The sequence below is a fragment of the Solibacillus sp. NPDC093137 genome (assembly GCF_050280445.1).
GTDB lineage: Bacteria > Bacillota > Bacilli > Bacillales_A > Planococcaceae > Solibacillus > Solibacillus isronensis_B.
Window position 1 is genome coordinate 1,927,903 of sequence record NZ_JBNNVH010000001.1, and the last position, 17,560, is coordinate 1,945,462.

The window sequence follows — 17,560 nt, forward strand, 5'->3', positions numbered from 1 at the left end:
TACCACCAAATTCCTTGCTTCTCATAACAATAAATCGAAATTACGTAAATGAGCATATTCTCACACATACGTTCGGTGCCAAAAGACACAAAAAAGAGTTATCTGCATATGAGATAACTCTTGTTTTTTATAAGGTAATAAGTTGGTGTTTCATGGAAATACTCATAGGTAACTCTAATAAATCATCAATCAGCTTTTCCCCATAGGTATTTAGAAATAAATAAGGGTTGTACAAGCGCTCCTGGTAACTATGATTTGGATATAATAGCGACTGGATCGTTTTGTATTGGCGAATTGCAACTTCATGCTTTTCTATATTTTGCTGTTCCAGTTTCGAGCGTAAATATTGGAATTGACGTTCATGGTAATTTTTATTCTTCTCCAATAAATCTTCTACATGATAGTTACCATGCTGCAGATAGCTCGTCAGCTGTTCATACTGCTCTTCCATCTGTTTTTGCATTTGCTCAATTGCACGCGTTACTTGTTCGTCTTTCACACTTTCCACAAATTGCGTTAAATGATCATCAACCTTGCCTGTCAGCACATCCGTTACAGACAGCTCTTTTTGTTCCATTAATGCACCAACTTGACGTGTTACAAGCGTAATGCTGAGCCTTGGTGCAAATATCGGCATTTGCAGTTGCAACGTATCAAATGCAGGTTTTAACGTAGCCCAATAAGCAAGTTCACCAGGACCGCCAACAAAAGCCAGTACCGGTAGAGCCATTTCCTGCATTAATGGTCGGGTAACAACATTATTACTTAAACATTCAGGAGACTCATTCGCAATAGCCACTAATTCCTCTTTTGAAAAATTCGCATGGGCTGAGCCATTTTTAAAATGGTCGCCCCTGCGCTCCAGCAGAAACCGCTCGCCTTCTTTAATGTAAAATAAATTCGCATTTTGCTCCGTAGCCTCGATAGGCATTGCATAGCCTTTCTCGGCAAGCTTTCTTTCCTGCGCTACAACACCTGTTGCAATCGATTCGTTGTTTTCAATCAATTGTACAAAATAGTTTTTTTCATATTGTCTAAATGGCCCATATGTTGCATCAAGCATTAATAAGCCGTGCTTTTTAAATAAATCATTCATCAGCAGCGTAAAGAAATCTGTAAATGTTTCGCTATTTTCTGCATGATTCAAAACATTGTTCAGTAAGTCTGCTGTATGTTCTGTTTCACCAAAATCTTTAAATACATTTAAAATAAACTGTTGTAGTGCTTCTTTATTCAATTCTGTAGTCGAAGCCATTTTCTTCAGCTTAGAACGTTCACTGTATCCTCGTTTTTTCACTTCGCCGTTCGCCATTGTGTACGTATGATTGATCTCTTCTATGTCGTGATCTTCACCCGCAATCCAAAACATTGGAACGACCGGTGCATTTAGTATTTCTCTTTGTTGTTCCGCCAGCAGAATAACTGTAATCGCTTTATGAACAGAATAGAGAGGTCCCGTCAGCAAACCAGCTTGCTGACCACCTACTACAACTACAGCACCTTGTTCAAGTTCATCTAAATGATGCGCCGTTTTTTCCGAGATGCCATACTGCTCCATATAACTGCGTATAATTTGAGCAAGCTCTTTCGAACGATATGAACGATTTTTTAAATAGGCAAAGCGTTGATCAAAAGCTCCCTCATTATATTTATATTCAAAAAACGAATGGATATCGGCATTCTCCGACCAATAGTCCGCTAATAGCTTATTCGTTACTGGTGAATTTATTTGTTCTAGCTCCATGAAAATTCTCCTCTACTTCTCTTTACTCAATTTTGAAAATTACCTTTATCACTGCGTTGCTTTATTTTTCTCCGGATACTAGTTTACAGTAAAAGAAAAGTCTAGCCACCTAATCAACCCTCATAAACATCATAACTGAATGGGTAATTCCAACGATCCAAATTATAAAATAAGTGATGCTGAACAATAAAAAGTAAAAGCGCCAAACTTTTTTCAGTAATGGCTTTACTTCAATTTCTTTTTTCGTTCGCCAATCAACATATGTAAAAACAATCGCAATTACGAGTACGATAATTAGCATCGGCATTAATATACCAATATTCCATAGTCCTTGTAACGCAATTGGTATCGAAAAAAACAAAAGAAATGTTGTAATATCCGCCGCCATGCCAATCGCCTTATGTTTTTTTATTCGAAGCTTACGGCATATGAGCAGCACAGTGATAAAAGCAATAATCGGACATACAATAATCGCTGCCACCAAATATTGAAAAAATAATATCACAGTTGTTCACCGCTCTCTTCAAATGCTTTCACTAGATGATAAAGTGTTTGTAACACAGGTAATTCTTTCTCATTTTGCTCCGCTTTTTTTAAAATTGCTCCCGCTATCGTATCAATTTCGGTTTTGCGATTTGCGAGACGATCCGCCAGCATAGACGATGTATTTTCTGCTGTTCTTTCACAAAGTGCAACAACTTGTTCAAATTGGAACGATTCTTTAAATTGCGGAAATGCCGTCATGAGTTCGTTATATAAATTATTCAATAATTGCAATGTATAGCTATGTGTTATTAGCTGTCCATTTTTCACTTGCAAAATCGCGGTTAACGGATTGATAAAACAATTCAGCAGCGCTTTCTCCATCAGCATCGTTTCGGCATCCTGTTCGAATACAATCGGCAGTCCGGACGATGAAAGTTCGTTCAGGAAATCAAACTTGCTGTGATCCCCTTTTGCTACAGCAACTTTCATCAAACCTTCCCCTTTATGGGCGACATGATTCTGCGACAGTTTAAGAGCCCCGAATTGAACCGAGCTAAATGCAATATGGGCTTTAGTTAATGCAAGAGCTTCCTCATAATGTGCTAAACCATTCTGCAAAAATAATAACGGAATAGATTCCTTTACATGCTCCATACTTGCATACACTTCATAAAGTTGTCCATATTTTACAGCTACAATGATTAAATTCGCATCATTTGAAAGTGCCGAAATATATTTAACGTTGACGGTCGTAACAGATTGATTCAAGTTTGTTCTAGCAATCTGAATGTCCTTAAATACAGTTTCCTCTGCAGGTTTCCCGACAATGTAAACATCCATATTCTTTTCAGCAAAATAGCTTGCTACTAATAAACCAACTGCACCTGCACCAATGATTTCAATTCGCATTATATTATACCTCAAATTTATTTCGAATTAAAAAGGTCTGCCTTCAAGACAGACCTTTAGCTAAATTTATTATACTGGATATACCGGATGTTTTCGATATGGTAAAACAATTTGTTTCGAATTATAGTAATTAAAGCGTTGAATTAATGTATGTCGCAGTTGATTTGGTGCGACAATATCATCAATTACCATTTCGGAAGCCAATTTGTATAAATCGATTTCTTCTTTGTATTCTTCGATTTTTTGTTTCACAAACTGCATTCGCTCTTTCGGATCTTCAATCGCCTCAATTTTATTTGAATAAACAGCATTTACAGCCGCTTCCGGACCCATTACTGCAATTTGGGCAGTTGGTAATGCAATGACTGCATCCGGTTCAAATGCCGGTCCGCACATCGCATAAAGGCCAGCTCCATACGCTTTACGAACGATAACTGAAATTTTCGGTACTGTTGCTGAACTCATCGCCGAAATAAATTTCGCACCATGTCGAATAATGCCCGCCTTTTCTACTTTTGTACCGATCATAAAGCCCGGTACATCCGCTAAAAATAAAAGCGGAATCGAGAATGCATCACAAAGCGTAATAAACTTCGCCGCTTTGTCGGCAGAATCGATAAACAATACGCCACCTTTTACTTTCGGCTGATTGGCAATAATTCCTACAACTTGCCCATCAATGCGGGCTAGCCCTGTTATCAGTTCAGAAGCAAAAAGCTTTTTAATTTCAAAGAAGCTGTCTTCATCAATCAGCTTTTCGATACATTCATACATATCAAATGGTGCATTTTGATTTTCCGGAATAATCTCTTCCAGCGTTCTCCCGCTTTTCGGTGCCTTCGTTTCATCAATCGGCGGGAATTCTGCAAAGTTTGCAGGGAAATAACTGATATAACGTCTCGCCTCACGTATTGCCTCTTCTTCGTTTGCAGCCAATACATCTCCACAGCCGCTAACGGTACAGTGCATACGCGCTCCACCCATTTCTTCGAGCGAAACTTTTTCACCGATTACTTTTTCAGCCATTCTCGGTGATCCTAAGTACATTGAAGCATTTCCGTCCACCATTATAACGATGTCACAAAAGGCCGGAATATAGGCTCCTCCTGCAGCAGATGGACCGAATAAAATACATATTTGAGGAATCATTCCGCTCATACGTACCTGATTATGGAAAATCCGGCCTGCCCCTCGTCGCCCAGGGAACATTTCAAGCTGATCTGTAATGCGCGCCCCTGCAGAATCGACTAAGTAAAGCATTGGTACTTGCATCTTTTCCGCTGTTTCTTGAATACGGATTATTTTTTCAACTGTTCGCGAACCCCATGACCCAGCTTTGATAGTAGAGTCATTCGCCATAACGCAAACGGTTTGACCATCAATTTGCCCAATAGCTGTTACAACGCCATCTGCAGGCAAATCTCCGGCCTCACAATTTGCAAAACGGGCATCTTCCTCATAAATTCCATCATCAAATAATCGTTTCAAGCGATCCCGGACAAAAAGTTTATTCGTTTCTTTTAACTTTTCGTGATATTTTGGTTGCCCGCCCGCGTAGATTTCTTCTATTTTTTGCTGTAAGTGCTCGTTATAAGTAGGCTGTGTCATTATCTTTCCTCCATCACTTAAGCTAATTCTACTAAAATATCATTCTCTTCAACAAAATCTCCTTCAGCAACAGTAATTTTTGCTACTGTCCCATCCGCTTCTGCCTCGTGCGGGATTTCCATTTTCATCGATTCCAAAATGATGAGTGTTTGCCCTTTTGTCACACTGTCCCCTTCTTTAACACTTACCTCGAATACAGTCCCTGCCATCTGTGCTTTTACTTCTGCCATGCAAAAGGCCCCCTTGTTAGAAGATATTTGCGCTACTCGCGCTATGTTTCTACTTCTATTGTAAGTAGCCTTAAAATTAATTACAATTATTTTCTCGAAAAATTATTTTATTTCTATTTATAGTTATTTTTTCTTCAACTCGGTTTCCCTTTTGTTAAGGCTACGCCTTGTTGTAACCACTTCGCAATTTTGTCGTACTCTGATTGTAATTCCGAATATTTCATTTCTAGTTCGTTATAAGCTTCTGTCAATTCTTCAAAACTAGATAACGCCAACTTTAAGTGACTGCGCATCAACTGCTTCGGGCGCTTTCTGACGCTGTTCAAAACCTGTCCATACTGCGCCCGCAATGTTTTATTCCAGCGAAAGCCGCAAGCTTGCTTCGTCCTGTTTAATTCCTGTGCTGCCTGCTCAAAAGCTTCTAGTTGTGTACGTCCGTTTTGAACTGTTTGAATCACAATTTCAGCTAACTTTTCATCATCTGCAATTGTCCATTGATCTTTCCTTCTTTTTTGCTCCACAGTTGCACCACCTCATATTTTTTACTACTATATGCCATGATGAACAAAATAGACTTAAAAACAAAAAAAGTTACGAGAAAAATAGTTTTCATCGTAACTAGGGGAGGTTGATTTTCAGTGCGGTTCAGTGGCCAACACGATGTTGGTCACAAATACGCTATTACAGAAAGGAACGATTTTAGTATTCACTCCATCTCCCTTCATTCCCATCAACAGTCTTCATATAAATTATTAGTAAAGCAATCTGTTAACGGATTACTTTTTCTTCTCGAGGAAATTCTGTACTGCTTTGTGGTGGGCTTCGGATTCCCAAAGCTTTGCACATAGTCTGATTTCTTCCATCACTCGCTCGTACATATTGCGCTCACGCCATTTTCTTAATTCAATTTCTTTATACGCCTGGTGGACAGAAGGATGGATTTTTGCCATATGCTCAATGAATTCCTCAAGAGCCTGCTCTTTCGTTCCTTCAATATAGACACGCATTGCCCAACCAATTTCATATAACGTTTGCGCGTCATATGGTTTTGCGTCTACGAGCATTTTTAATGCACGGTCATGGCGCAGACCACGTTCAAACAAATAAGTTCCTCCACCCCATCCAGACGTAATCGCCAGTGTCCCTTGGATGAATCCGGCTTTTGCATGTGAGGAAATCAGGCGAAAATCGCAAGCTGTTGCAATTTCACAACCCCCTCCTACAGCCGTTCCGTTTATTAAAGCAATTGTCGGTACAGGCAATGTCGCTAAATCATATAAAATATTCCCCATTTTACTCAGCATGCCAAACGCTTCTTCTTCCGTTTCCAAACTATGAAACTCTGACAAGTCCCCGCCCGAACAAAACGATTTATCCCCGGCACCTGTAATAACTAAGAAGCGCACATCATTATGTTCTTTTATGTATGTAATAACTTCCTTTAAACCATCCATCACCGCGTAGTTTATAGCATTTCTTTTTTCTTCGCGATTAATCGTAAATGTTAGAATCCCATCTTCATTCTGAATTAAGTAATCCACTTGCCCATCCCCTTTAGTAGTTATTTCGATATATCAAACTATTCTAATAATAGTTGAGCGCTATTGTTTTGACAATGCTTCTATGTAAAAACAGAAAAAAGACTAGTTAAGAGCCATGGTCTCTTAACTAGTCTTTATATAGCGCAAATACTGAATTATTTCGCTACTACTTCTTTACCTTTGTATTGTCCGCAAGCTTTGCAAACACGGTGAGATAGTTTAGCTTCTCCACAGTTTGGGCAAGCTACCATACCAGGTACAGATAGTTTGAAATGCGTACGACGCTTTCTTTTTGCAGTTTTAGAAGTTCTTCTAAATGGTACAGCCATTGATGGCACCTCCTTACAGATATTTATTCATCTGTTTGATCAAAATACTTAGCTAAAGCAGCCAGTCTTGGATCCAATTTTGGTTCGTCAACTTCCTTAGCATTTTCTACATCTTCATCCGTTGAATAGTCCCAGCCTTTACCGCCTTGCACTTGTCCTTCGGTATTCTCTTTGAATACTTGCATCGGTACTTCCAGAAGAATTAATTCTTCCAGGACTGGTTTCATATCAACAACGTCACCATCAACATAATGGATTTCGCTCTCAACATCCCCGCGATTTCTTTCATCGGTCCAGCTGAAAACTTCTACCGTTTCAATGTTCACAGGATATTCAACATCTTCCCACGTGCGTGCACATGGAAGCGTCAACGTAGTGCTAATCGTTAATTGACAAGTCATTTGCGATGCACCAAAAGTACAAAGCCCTTTTACATGAACGGGTGAAACGTTACGTATATCGGTGTTACGATTTTTTACTTCATCCAACTGAACAACTGTATCAATTGGCATTCCGTCTTTTCGAAACTTTGATAATTGATGAATTGACCATTTCATTCGTTAATCACCTCGAGACAACACTGTTTATTATATAGCCCATAAAAAAAGATGTCAAGATAATTTCTTGTCACTATTACAAAACGTGCTTATAATCAAATTAATTCTAACATATTGCATAGATACATTCATTTCGAACGTATTGATGCGAACAAAAAACTATTTTAGCGTAAGGGGGAAGTTTATGCAAGCCGTCGGTATAGTTGTTGAATATAATCCATTTCACAATGGCCATCTGCATCACGTAAATGAAGCAAAACGCACAACCAACAGTGATGTTGCGGTTGCTGTTATGAGCGGTCAATTTTTACAGCGAGGAGAGCCCGCACTCGTCGACAAATGGCATCGGACAAAGATGGCACTCGCAAGCGGAGTTGACGTCGTAATCGAACTTCCTTATATTTTCAGCACCGCTCAGGCAACTGGTTTTGCTTCAGGTGCTGTACAACTATTGGAAGCAATGCAATGCACGACATTAGCATTTGGGAGCGAACAAGGAAGCATCACACCGTTTCTCAACACTTATCACTTAATTGAAAGTAACCGTACACTCTATAACTCCATTATTAAAGAAACAATTCAGCAAGGCAAAAGCTATCCGCAAGCTCTTTTTACGGCATATGAACAGCTTAAACAACTTTCCCCGAATGCATACATTGATTTAGGGCAACCAAATAATATACTAGGCTTCCATTACGTCGAAGCAATGGAGAAGCTACAGACGGTTATGAGACCTGCTACCATTCAGCGAATTGCTGCAGGATATCATGACGCGATAGATACAGACAGCGAAATTGCCAGCGCTACCGGGATACGTCAGGCATTGTTCAGCGGTAAGTCTCTCGAGCAGGTTACACAATATTTACCCGAGCCAAGTATTGATCAACTTGGACAATGGCAGGCAGAACATGGTCGTTTTGCAAGCTGGGAAGGCTTTTGGCCGCTTTTACAGTATGCTATTTTAAGACATACCCCACAGCAGTTAAAACTGTATGCAGACGTATCAGAAGGGCTTGAAAACTCACTCATAAAATATGCAAGAACGAGTTCGGACTTTGAGGAATTTATGAACGCATTGAAATCGAAGCGCTATACATGGACAAGACTCCAGCGAATGCTGACACATATTTATACAGGCGTCACGAAAGAGCAGTTGCATGCCTATTCAAGCCCTACATATATTCGGATATTGGGCATGACATCTGCAGGGCAACAATATATTTCAAGTATTAAAAAGTGCCTTTCCCTGCCGCTCATCAGCCGAGTTGCAGCTGTCAGTGATCCTATATTGGCCATCGATCTGCACGCTACGCAAATGTACCAATTAGGCATACAGCAATTTTCAAATAAAAAAATAGACGAAGATTATAAAACTCCGCCTATTCGCTATTAATTTTTCGGTTGTAGTTGATTTAGATAATTCAGAGCATCGTCTATTGTTTTAACAGGAATGACTTTCATGTCGGAATCAATGGCTTTTGCTGTTTGGGCTGCCACCTCATAATTTGAAGTAATGCTTGGGTTATACTCAAGCATTTCTTTTGTAATTTCGTCATCCGGTGCAAAGAAAATATCAACGCCTTCCTTATCCGCAGAAACAACTTTTTTCTCAATACCGCCAATTCGACCTACCGTTCCATCCTCCAGCATTTCACCGGTACCTGCAATTTCATAGCCTTTTGTTAAATCTTCATCGATTAGCTGATTTAACAACTCTAATGTAAACATCAATCCGGCAGACGGTCCGCCAATATCTTCTGTTTTGACGGTAACTTTCGGATCGGTTTTGATTGACTTACTTTCTGAATAGGTAATACCGATACCAATACGCCCTTCAGAACCGGGTATTTCTTTAATCTCCAGCGTTTCGTCAATAAGTTTATCCTCACGTTTTACAACCAGATTAATCGTATCTCCCTTTACTTTCGGCGTAATGAGAGTAAGAAACGTTTCCAAACTATCAATACGCTCATTATCCACTTCCACAATTTCATCTCCCGGCTTTAAATGTCCGTCTGCAGCACCATCTGCAAGCACATTCAATACATAGAGTCCTTTGTACGTCACTTGATAATCAAGCCCTGCGCGATTGAACGCTACATACGTTGCGTTAAACTGGGAGTCCGTCATATATTTCAATTGCCGAACATTATACTCTTCGTCATCCTCTTCCTCTTGGCGTACATCTGTTAATTTTACAATATCATAATAATCCGCAACAGCTGCCATTGCATAAGTTAACGGAGTTGCCTGCCCCATTGCAACGGTCGTCATATAAAATGAACCTTCATCGTCCCGGTCCCCATTTTGTATCGCCAAAAATTCGCTTACATTATATGTACCACCCGGTTTTGTAATATAATAATCCAACCTATAGAAAGACAAACCCATTAATATAATTAGAAACAGGCCAAATGCTATTTTCCCTTTATTCCCCATTTTTTAGACTCCTCTATAATTAATCGATTTCGCATTGGCGTAATTGTATCAGGACTAATTTCTGTCAGCTACCAAATTATAAGACGGTTTTATGTCAAAATTCGTTCCTTAAAAATTACATGCCGATTAGTTGAAATACTAATTTAAACTTCAATTGCATACAATTAGTGTAGCATTTGAACGAGCGAATGACAAAATATTGAAAAGGATGAAAAATATTTGGACAATCCTTTTATGTATTACATTAATTAGTTTATTATTATTCTTTCCGGAAATGACACATGTAGGTGCAGACATTGGTGTATCGCTATTTATGGAAGCTTTATTTCCATATTTACTGCCGTATTTAGTATTGACAACATGGCTTTTAAAATTGACGCATTCTTATAATAATTCACCCTTTATCGTTTTTTTACAAACTTATGGAATTAGTGCAATCGGAGGGTATCCTACAGGTGCTGCTACAATTACGCAACTCGTGAAACGTAATTCAATCACAAAGCAGCAAGCCGCCTATTTGCTCGGCATTTGCCATTGTCCAAGCCCGCTTTTTTTATTCGGCTTTGTCGGAAGCGATTTATTAAACTCTACAACATTCAGCTGGCAATATTTAATTTTATTACATAGCTTTTCATTTATTTTACTGATTGCCGTATATAAATTTTCTCCTCCGCTTTCAAAAGAAGTGCATAGAACACCTAAAGACCCGACACCATTTACGTCAAGTATCAAGGAAAGTGCCCCTACAATATTAATTGTGGCAACAACGATCATTTTTTTTACGACGATTTACCAAGTGTTTCTACATAGTGTCGAAATGGTTTTTAAATCAATTCCTACCTATTTAGAAATTGGAATTGCCAGCTTTCTTGAAGTGACGAACGGGTTACATTTGCTTCACCAGCAGCTATATGGCGACATGCTCATATTTTTCACTGTCGTATTTTTGACAACTCAGAGTTTAAGTATTCACCTGCAAGTAATCGTAATTGCCCGATCTGCCAATATTGCGATTCGGCCATATATTTTCACACGTGTTGTTTACAGCATCGTCATTCCAATATTATTTTTCCTGCTGTTTTTGTAGAATAAGTATTTTAAGGAAGTCCGTTAATTACCGTTACGGCCAGACGCTTTGTTACGGGTACAGTTCCAGTGTGAATACAGAAAAGAGCTTCTGTGTAAGGGCGTTATCCTTCACAGAAGCTCTTCTTTATTTGGCAAATTTTTCGTTTAGTGCTTTTTCAACATGAGCTGGTACGAGTTCACTTACTTTTCCGCCGTATTTGGCTACTTCTTTAACGATGCTTGAACTTAAGAATGAATACTGATTTTTTGACATGATAAAAAATGTTTCAATATTTTCATCAAGCACTCGGTTCATCGAAGTAATCTGCATTTCATATTCAAAGTCGGAAACTGCGCGTAAACCACGTACAATGGCTTTCGCTTTCTTTTCACGGGCATAATCGATCAGCAGTCCCGAAGAAGTTTCGATTTGAATATTCGGCAAATCTTTTGTCACTTCTTTAATTAAGGCTGTGCGCTCTTCAATTGTAAACAATGGTTTTTTAGCTGAGTTATTTAATACTGCGACATATACTGTGTCAAAAACATCGGCTGCCCGACGAATGATATCAATATGACCATTCGTAATCGGATCAAAACTTCCAGGTACTACTGCGATTTTTTCTGTCAAACGGTTTCTCCCTCTTCCTCTTCATGACGATAAATTGAAATGATCGTACTGCCGTATTCTTCTTGTCTTACTAGGTTAAAGCGGCCATAGTTTTCCGGCAATGTGACTTCAGTTGAATGTTCGCACATAATAATTGCATCATCCGCCAGCTTCCCGCCTTCAACAAGTGTTTCGACTAAATCATAATATTCTTTTTTGTGATAAGGCGGATCCAGAAATAAATAGTCAATGACAATATCTCTTTTTAATAAAGCCTTCACCGCACGCGTCGCATCTGTCCGGAAAAGTTCAGATACATCCCCATAACGGCATTTTTTTATATTTTCCTGAAGCACTTGAAAAGCACGGGCATCTTTCTCGATAAACAGCGCATGATTTGCACCGCGACTTAGTGTTTCGATCCCTAGCCCGCCACTCCCGGCAAATAAATCAACCGCCAAACCACCATTAAAGAATGGCCCAATCATATTAAAAATGGATTCCTTTACTTTATCTGTTGTCGGTCGTGTTGTATTTCCTGTAATCGCCTTTAAAGGCATCCCTTTTCTATCTCCTGCAACAACGCGCATGATTTTCACCAAACTTTCCTACTACATCGTGTTCGTAATTTTTTTAAGGAGCCGAAATATTAATTCGGTCTTCCGTCTTTTCAATTTCAACTATAAACAAACGCTTTAACCATGATTCTTCAATGAAATATTGGCCCGCAACTTGTTTAACCGGTAAAGATGCCGTATCATAGCGTCGCTGATTAAATACATAAAAACCAGGTTCATTTGGGAATCTGAATTCACGCGTTTCACTTACTGCATAATACCCATGTTTTCCTATACTTACATCATAATCGATCGATTCCAGCAGCAAATCTGCCCCGTACAATACTTCGCCATCCTTTAATACAACTTGAACGGCAGGCTGCTTTTCCGAATTGACGTAAAGATTCCGTGGGTCATTATATAAAAACGGATATGACTTTTCTGATTGTGCGTTCATTGAAATATATTTCGTAGAAGCTCCCAATACTTCAGACAGCTCCTTGTCGAGCAGTTCTCCACTGATCTTTTTACCTTCCAATGCCCGTAAACGTTCTCGCCAATCCGTCAGTTGCACATCCGTTAGTTGGGCTGTAATTGTTGCAGTGACTTCTTTTGTTTTCTCGCCACCAAATACCGTACCCGTCAAAAATGATGCCATTAATTCTTTCAGCCAATACGGACTGTCACCAAAATCATAGGATTCTTCCAGTTGTGTAATCAGGACATTCCGCTGCACTTTCGCCACCGTTACATTAGGCACAAAAAGCATACGGAACCCATCGACCCCATCTATATTTGTACCGTTAATGATTGCAAGATGTTCATCGCTTAAAAAGTTGACTTTTTCAAGCTTTTCATAAAATGCTGTTTTTAATGGGGTTCTAGAATAAACGGAAACAACGCCCGCTTCATTTTGCAGCGCAAAGTCCCCATCTTGCCAAAACAGATCTTTCACCGCGCCTTCCCCACTAAACATTGAATAGTTGACAAGTGACAAATTTTGCTCACCGATTAACGGCAAACCTGTTACCCACTGCCCTTTCACTTCTTTTTCAGTGGAAATGTGCACCGTAGAGAACTGAACATCACCGTTTTTTAATGTAGCAAAGACATTTTTCATAAGCTTACGAGACTGTAAGCCGTTCTTTAATGGAATGACATAGGAAATCGATTGTGCCCGTGTTTCTCCGGCTTCAAACTTATTGGAATCTTCCCTTAAACGTGCACAGCTATGTTCATTTTCTATAAAACAATCAGGATTAATGGATGCTTTCGGCCATTCAATCGTCAGTTCCTCATTCGGCAAATTTTTGAAATGCTGGCGAATGTCCAAGCTTTCGCCATGATACACAATTTCAATTTCCTGAGAATAACGATAGCCTTTTTCAGTCGAGTCCACTTTATCCGAATAAACTTGGAACTGCATAAAAAGTATAGTTCCGATTAGTATCGTTAAAAATGAAAAAATACTAACGGCAATTTTCAAGTGCCTGACCTCCTGCATCATGTTACTATTATAAAGAAAGGATGTGCTAAAAAAATGATTCAACAATTTATCGAACTCGGTCAAGGCTATGGCGATATATATGAGCTTTGCGAACTGGTCAAAACAAATGAGCATCGATTCCATAACGCATTTATTTTCACTGCAACTCATGATGGCAATTCTGTCGCTTCAATAGCCGTGGCTTTTAAACCATCAGGTGAAAGCAAATTCATGCCAATATATATTTGCCGCGAAGGGATTCCATATAGCGAGGAAAAACTGTCAAAGCGAATTGAGATATTTAAACAAACGATTCAAGATGTTAAGCAGCAAGAAAACATTCTTGAAATTAAACACTCATCTGTTTTTTCGGAAAAAAATCAATATTATCAATACTTAATTGGTATTTTGAGATTAAATCGTTACATACCACCGATGCAATAAGTAAAAATTATAAACCTATTTTATAATCATACTCTTTTGCTTTATCCGGCTTTGCATTTTCAAATTCATTTTTAACAAATGGACGGTATGATTCAACAACGTCTTTCACAAATGGAAGGCGTTGTATTTTATTTTTCAATGTTTCGATCTCGTCTCGATTACAATAAATCACAACATATTTTAATCTCCTGGAGATGAAATTCACGTGACCATACTTTCTTAACGACTTCGCATGTTTTAATTGATGAACGTATATAATTAAACCTTGTCTTTCATTCATGGAAAACTCCCCGTTTCTTCATAAAAAAATTTATATTCAGCTAAATCATGCAACAAATTCCTGTAAATTTCCTCAGTTTCATGCCGTCTTTTTCACTAAAAGCATACCAAATGTGCAAATTGTTAGCAACAGAGTTTAGACAGTTCCACTTCTTTTCCGTTATAATGGAAAATAGTAGAGTGAGATATACACTTCATACTATTTTAAGCTTTCAAAACTCATTTATTGCACATAGCTTTCAACGAAACAATGTACGGTTAGAGGAGGACGAATTTAATGGGTAAGAAAACAAAAGTAGCTTTAGCAATCGCGGCGGCTAGTGCGGCGGCATGGGCAGGAACAAAAGCGATTTCAAAGCCGCAAAAACGTGAATCAAAAGAAGCATTACAATTTGAACGTCCAATTATTATCGCACAACATGGAGGCGCGGGTCTGGCACCTGAACATTCGTTACTTGCTTTTGAACGAGCAGCGGAAATCGGTGTGGATGGCTTTACAGTAAGTGTCCGCCTTTCAAAAGATGAAGAAATTATCGCTTTTCATGATGCAACGGTAGACCGCACAACAAATGGCTCTGGCTTTATTAAAGACTTTACATTTGAACAATTAAAAGAACTCAATATCGGCTATAACTTTGAAGATTTAGAAGGTGCTTTCCCTTACAGAGAACAGCATATACTGGCCGTGACATTACGCCAATTAATCGAAACTTATCCGGATAAACTATTTATCGTAAACATTCAAGATAGCCCAGACACATATGAAGGTAGTTTAATGCCTTCTAAACTATGGCGTTTAATCGAAGAATTGAATATTCAATACCAGGTCATCGTTACAAGTCCGTATAGCGAACAAATCGACCGCTTCAACTTATATGCACAAAACCGTATCGCTCTTGGTGCCGGTGAAGGCGACATTAAAAAGGCGATGACTTCATTCACAAGTCAATTCGGTCATTTGTATCACCCAAAAGTAGATTTGTTCATCGTTCCATTAAAACAAGGTGTTTTCAATTATGATTCACCGCGCTTTGTTAAGTTTTTATCGGAACTTAATGTACCGACGATTTACAGCGACATTGATGATCTCGTAACAATGAACCGTGTCATCCGACAAGGGGCAAAGGGAATCGTGACCAACCGTCCGGATATCGCAGAAGTACTCATTCAAAAAGTATCGCAATAACAAGAAAAGCTCCCGAAATTTTCGGGAGCTTTTTTATTACATTAAGCTGAACACGAACAACCGCCGCCTGTACCGCATCCGCTGCCACAAGAAGAGCTGCTTGCAAAAAACGGGTTGCTTACCGGAACTTTTACAGCTTCCGAAACAGAATGGCCGATGAGCAGGCTGATTTCATCAAGTAAATCCTGAAATTCATTCTCCGCCACCTTAAGTGCCGCAATTTGTTCATTCATATCGATCAGACGCTTTTCTGTTCGAATTTTTTTCATAATTATATTGTAATCAGGATGATATTTGCCAAAGCGTTGTACATCCTCATATTGGTCTTTTAATCGTTGAAAGGCCATAATTTGTGCGCTTAATTCCGCATCCTCGTAGACTGCCTTTTTCGCAAGACGAAGGTTTTCGGCTTGCTCAGAGGAAAGGATCATCGCATTTAATTCATCGACCTCATCTAAAATAAAAACCCAATCAGAAGTCATGAGCATTGTTTATTCCTCCAATCTCACTTTATCATAACAGAATTGAAGGGAAAATCAATGATTGTTCAACCGACGTTTTTCCAATTGCCTTACCATCTCCCGAACAAATACTAAATCGGAAAAGTATTTTTGTTTGTCTCCAATTTGCTGTGTTTTTTCATGACCTTTTCCTAGCAGTACGATTGTATCGCCTTCTTCCGCATAATTAAGTGCATGTTCAATCGCTTCTTTTCGGTTGAGACACTCAATATACTCCTGTGAAGAAGAAAAGCCTTCACGAATCTGCTTATTGATCTGTTGCGGACTTTCACTGCGCGCATTATCTGTCGTTAAAATAATATAATCCGCATATATCGATGCGATCATTCCCATTTTCGGTCGTTTTGCCTTGTCTCGGTTACCACCGCAGCTAAACATGACAATTAGCCTGCGCTTTGTATGTTTTTTTAATGTTTGCAAAATCATTTTCATCGCATCCGGTGTATGGGCATAATCGACAACGATCGATAAGCCTAACTGATTTTGCACATGCTCAAACCGCCCTTCAGGCAATTCTAAATTTCCGATTGCTTTGCATATGTTAATTAACGGAAAATCAAGCTGTGCAACACAGCTTATCGCTGCAAGCACATTGCTGCATTGATAGTCCCCCACTAACGGAATGTTCACTATATGCTTCTCTTTCTTATGCTGAATACAACAAGTTGTTGATGCTGGTCCGTCAACTAGCGTTTGGAAAAAGTAGTCGACATGGCTCCCCTTGCCGAAAAAAATACGCTTGCCTTTCGTCGCCAAACCTATGGAACGACAAACACTGTCATCACTGTTTATAATATTTTTTTTCGCCAAGGTCGATAAAATCTGTTTGGATAGTTTGTAGCGTTCAAAACTACCGTGGTCTTCAATGTGATCTTCTGTCACATTCAAGAAAATACCGATATCAATATCACAATGATCCAGACGGTGCTTTTCCAGACCAATGGACGAAGCTTCCAGAACAACGTAAGGTACATCAAGACGGATTGCTTCTTTAAACAAAAATTGAATATTTTTCGCCTGTAATGTTGTCAATGCTTCCATTTCCGGATAACATTTTTCCTGGTCGATAAAAACACCGTTCGTACCGATTACCATAGTGCGCTTATCTAACTGGTTTAGAATTTGGCCGATAAAATGCGTAACAGTTGTTTTGCCGTTAGTGCCTGTTACCGCAATCACGGTCAATGCTTCTGCGGGGAAATTATAAATTTTTGCACTCGCATAGGCGATAAAACTCAAACAATTCGGTACCCAAATAATCGGTACAGGTAAATCGGCTTCATTAAAGTAATTTTCATCATCTACTACAATTGCTGCTGCGCCCTTCTCCAAAGCGCTATCAATATACGAAATACCACTCGACTTATTTCCCTTCCTGGCGATAAAAGCATCTCCAGGCAAAATAAGATTCGCATCGTCTTCCACTCGTTTTATTTCCACTCTAATGGAGCCCTTCATAGTGCACGGCCAATCTTTAATCAATTCTCCAATTTGCACGGTTTCACTCCTTACCATACTTTATGAAGACAAAAAAAAAACGCTACATATCGCAGCGTTTAATTTTTA

At 39.1% G+C, this 17,560-nt stretch carries 20 protein-coding genes; 4 read left to right on the forward strand and 16 right to left on the reverse strand.

Annotated elements, in window-relative coordinates:
* Positions 1 to 127: 127 nt before the first annotated feature.
* From bshC to ACQKN3_RS09855, 9 genes are all read right to left on the reverse strand, one after another.
* A complete protein-coding gene (gene bshC / locus ACQKN3_RS09815; protein ID WP_427711058.1) occupies positions 128 to 1,744 on the reverse strand; it encodes a bacillithiol biosynthesis cysteine-adding enzyme BshC in 1,617 nt (538 codons plus the stop codon).
* A gap of 109 nt (positions 1,745 to 1,853) precedes the next feature.
* The gene (locus tag ACQKN3_RS09820; RefSeq protein ID WP_427711060.1) at positions 1,854 to 2,249 is read right to left on the reverse strand and encodes a DUF3397 domain-containing protein; all 396 of its coding nucleotides are present in this window, start codon (positions 2,247 to 2,249) and stop codon (positions 1,854 to 1,856) included.
* Positions 2,246 to 3,139, reverse strand: a complete 894-nt coding sequence (locus ACQKN3_RS09825; protein ID WP_427711062.1) for a ketopantoate reductase family protein — start codon at positions 3,137 to 3,139, stop codon at positions 2,246 to 2,248. Before ACQKN3_RS09825 ends, ACQKN3_RS09820 begins: the two co-directional genes overlap by 4 nt.
* Positions 3,140 to 3,208: 69 nt before the next feature.
* Positions 3,209 to 4,747 (reverse strand): acyl-CoA carboxylase subunit beta, encoded by a 1,539-nt coding sequence (locus ACQKN3_RS09830; RefSeq protein WP_427711064.1) that lies wholly within the window; start codon positions 4,745 to 4,747, stop codon positions 3,209 to 3,211.
* A gap of 17 nt (positions 4,748 to 4,764) precedes the next feature.
* Entirely contained in the window at positions 4,765 to 4,977 is a 213-nt protein-coding gene (locus ACQKN3_RS09835; RefSeq protein ID WP_079524997.1) for an acetyl-CoA carboxylase biotin carboxyl carrier protein subunit, read from the reverse strand.
* Between the two features lie 134 nt (positions 4,978 to 5,111).
* The gene (locus ACQKN3_RS09840) at positions 5,112 to 5,498 is read right to left on the reverse strand and encodes a transcriptional regulator (RefSeq protein WP_251689519.1); all 387 of its coding nucleotides are present in this window, start codon (positions 5,496 to 5,498) and stop codon (positions 5,112 to 5,114) included.
* 255 nt (positions 5,499 to 5,753) lie between these two features.
* Complete coding sequence (locus tag ACQKN3_RS09845; protein WP_427711066.1) at positions 5,754 to 6,518, reverse strand: enoyl-CoA hydratase/isomerase family protein; 765 nt, start codon at positions 6,516 to 6,518, stop codon at positions 5,754 to 5,756.
* A 155-nt stretch (positions 6,519 to 6,673) separates the two neighbouring features.
* Positions 6,674 to 6,847 carry a 50S ribosomal protein L32 gene (rpmF, locus tag ACQKN3_RS09850; protein WP_008403415.1) on the reverse strand — a complete coding sequence of 58 codons (174 nt, stop codon included), beginning with the start codon at positions 6,845 to 6,847 and terminating at the stop codon, positions 6,674 to 6,676.
* Between the two features lie 23 nt (positions 6,848 to 6,870).
* The gene (locus tag ACQKN3_RS09855) at positions 6,871 to 7,404 is read right to left on the reverse strand and encodes a YceD family protein (protein WP_014824552.1); all 534 of its coding nucleotides are present in this window, start codon (positions 7,402 to 7,404) and stop codon (positions 6,871 to 6,873) included.
* A 184-nt stretch (positions 7,405 to 7,588) separates the two neighbouring features.
* On the opposite strand from ACQKN3_RS09855, the gene ACQKN3_RS09860 reads away from it, so the two are divergent.
* Complete coding sequence (locus ACQKN3_RS09860) at positions 7,589 to 8,797, forward strand: nucleotidyltransferase (protein ID WP_427711069.1); 1,209 nt, start codon at positions 7,589 to 7,591, stop codon at positions 8,795 to 8,797.
* Here ACQKN3_RS09860 and ACQKN3_RS09865 read toward each other — a convergent pair.
* The gene (locus ACQKN3_RS09865; RefSeq protein WP_251689525.1) at positions 8,794 to 9,843 is read right to left on the reverse strand and encodes a SepM family pheromone-processing serine protease; all 1,050 of its coding nucleotides are present in this window, start codon (positions 9,841 to 9,843) and stop codon (positions 8,794 to 8,796) included. The two genes, ACQKN3_RS09860 and ACQKN3_RS09865, sit on opposite strands and share 4 nt — an antisense overlap.
* 208 nt (positions 9,844 to 10,051) lie before the next feature.
* On the opposite strand from ACQKN3_RS09865, the gene ACQKN3_RS09870 reads away from it, so the two are divergent.
* Positions 10,052 to 10,930 carry a hypothetical protein gene (locus ACQKN3_RS09870; protein WP_251690040.1) on the forward strand — a complete coding sequence of 293 codons (879 nt, stop codon included), beginning with the start codon at positions 10,052 to 10,054 and terminating at the stop codon, positions 10,928 to 10,930.
* A gap of 126 nt (positions 10,931 to 11,056) precedes the next feature.
* Here ACQKN3_RS09870 and coaD read toward each other — a convergent pair whose 3' ends face one another.
* From coaD to ACQKN3_RS09885, 3 genes are read right to left on the reverse strand one after another with little or no spacing between them, the layout of a single operon-like run.
* On the reverse strand, positions 11,057 to 11,542 hold the full coding sequence (gene coaD, locus ACQKN3_RS09875) for a pantetheine-phosphate adenylyltransferase (protein ID WP_251689527.1): 486 nt from the start codon (positions 11,540 to 11,542) through the stop codon (positions 11,057 to 11,059).
* Entirely contained in the window at positions 11,539 to 12,111 is a 573-nt protein-coding gene (rsmD, locus tag ACQKN3_RS09880) for a 16S rRNA (guanine(966)-N(2))-methyltransferase RsmD (protein ID WP_427711653.1), read from the reverse strand. The genes coaD and rsmD overlap by 4 nt, the downstream gene beginning before the upstream one ends.
* Positions 12,112 to 12,154: 43 nt before the next feature.
* The gene (locus ACQKN3_RS09885; protein ID WP_427711072.1) at positions 12,155 to 13,564 is read right to left on the reverse strand and encodes an RNA polymerase II; all 1,410 of its coding nucleotides are present in this window, start codon (positions 13,562 to 13,564) and stop codon (positions 12,155 to 12,157) included.
* A gap of 54 nt (positions 13,565 to 13,618) precedes the next feature.
* Here ACQKN3_RS09885 and ACQKN3_RS09890 point away from each other — a divergent pair, with 54 nt between their 5' ends.
* Positions 13,619 to 14,008: a DUF7147 family protein gene (locus ACQKN3_RS09890; protein ID WP_251689531.1), complete on the forward strand. Its 390-nt coding sequence runs from the start codon at positions 13,619 to 13,621 to the stop codon at positions 14,006 to 14,008.
* 7 nt (positions 14,009 to 14,015) lie between these two features.
* On the opposite strand, the gene ACQKN3_RS09895 is transcribed toward ACQKN3_RS09890, so the two are convergent.
* On the reverse strand, positions 14,016 to 14,288 hold the full coding sequence (locus tag ACQKN3_RS09895; RefSeq protein WP_008403430.1) for a YlbG family protein: 273 nt from the start codon (positions 14,286 to 14,288) through the stop codon (positions 14,016 to 14,018).
* Positions 14,289 to 14,564: 276 nt separating this feature from the next.
* Here ACQKN3_RS09895 and ACQKN3_RS09900 point away from each other — a divergent pair, with 276 nt between their 5' ends.
* Positions 14,565 to 15,473, forward strand: a complete 909-nt coding sequence (locus tag ACQKN3_RS09900) for a glycerophosphodiester phosphodiesterase family protein (protein WP_427711074.1) — start codon at positions 14,565 to 14,567, stop codon at positions 15,471 to 15,473.
* 41 nt (positions 15,474 to 15,514) lie between these two features.
* On the opposite strand, the gene ACQKN3_RS09905 is transcribed toward ACQKN3_RS09900, so the two are convergent.
* Together ACQKN3_RS09905 and ACQKN3_RS09910 are read right to left on the reverse strand one after the other, a co-directional pair.
* Complete coding sequence (locus ACQKN3_RS09905) at positions 15,515 to 15,961, reverse strand: YlbF family regulator (protein ID WP_251689535.1); 447 nt, start codon at positions 15,959 to 15,961, stop codon at positions 15,515 to 15,517.
* A 48-nt stretch (positions 15,962 to 16,009) separates the two neighbouring features.
* On the reverse strand, positions 16,010 to 17,509 hold the full coding sequence (locus tag ACQKN3_RS09910) for a UDP-N-acetylmuramoyl-L-alanyl-D-glutamate--2,6-diaminopimelate ligase (protein ID WP_285848812.1): 1,500 nt from the start codon (positions 17,507 to 17,509) through the stop codon (positions 16,010 to 16,012).
* Positions 17,510 to 17,560: the final 51 nt, after the last annotated feature.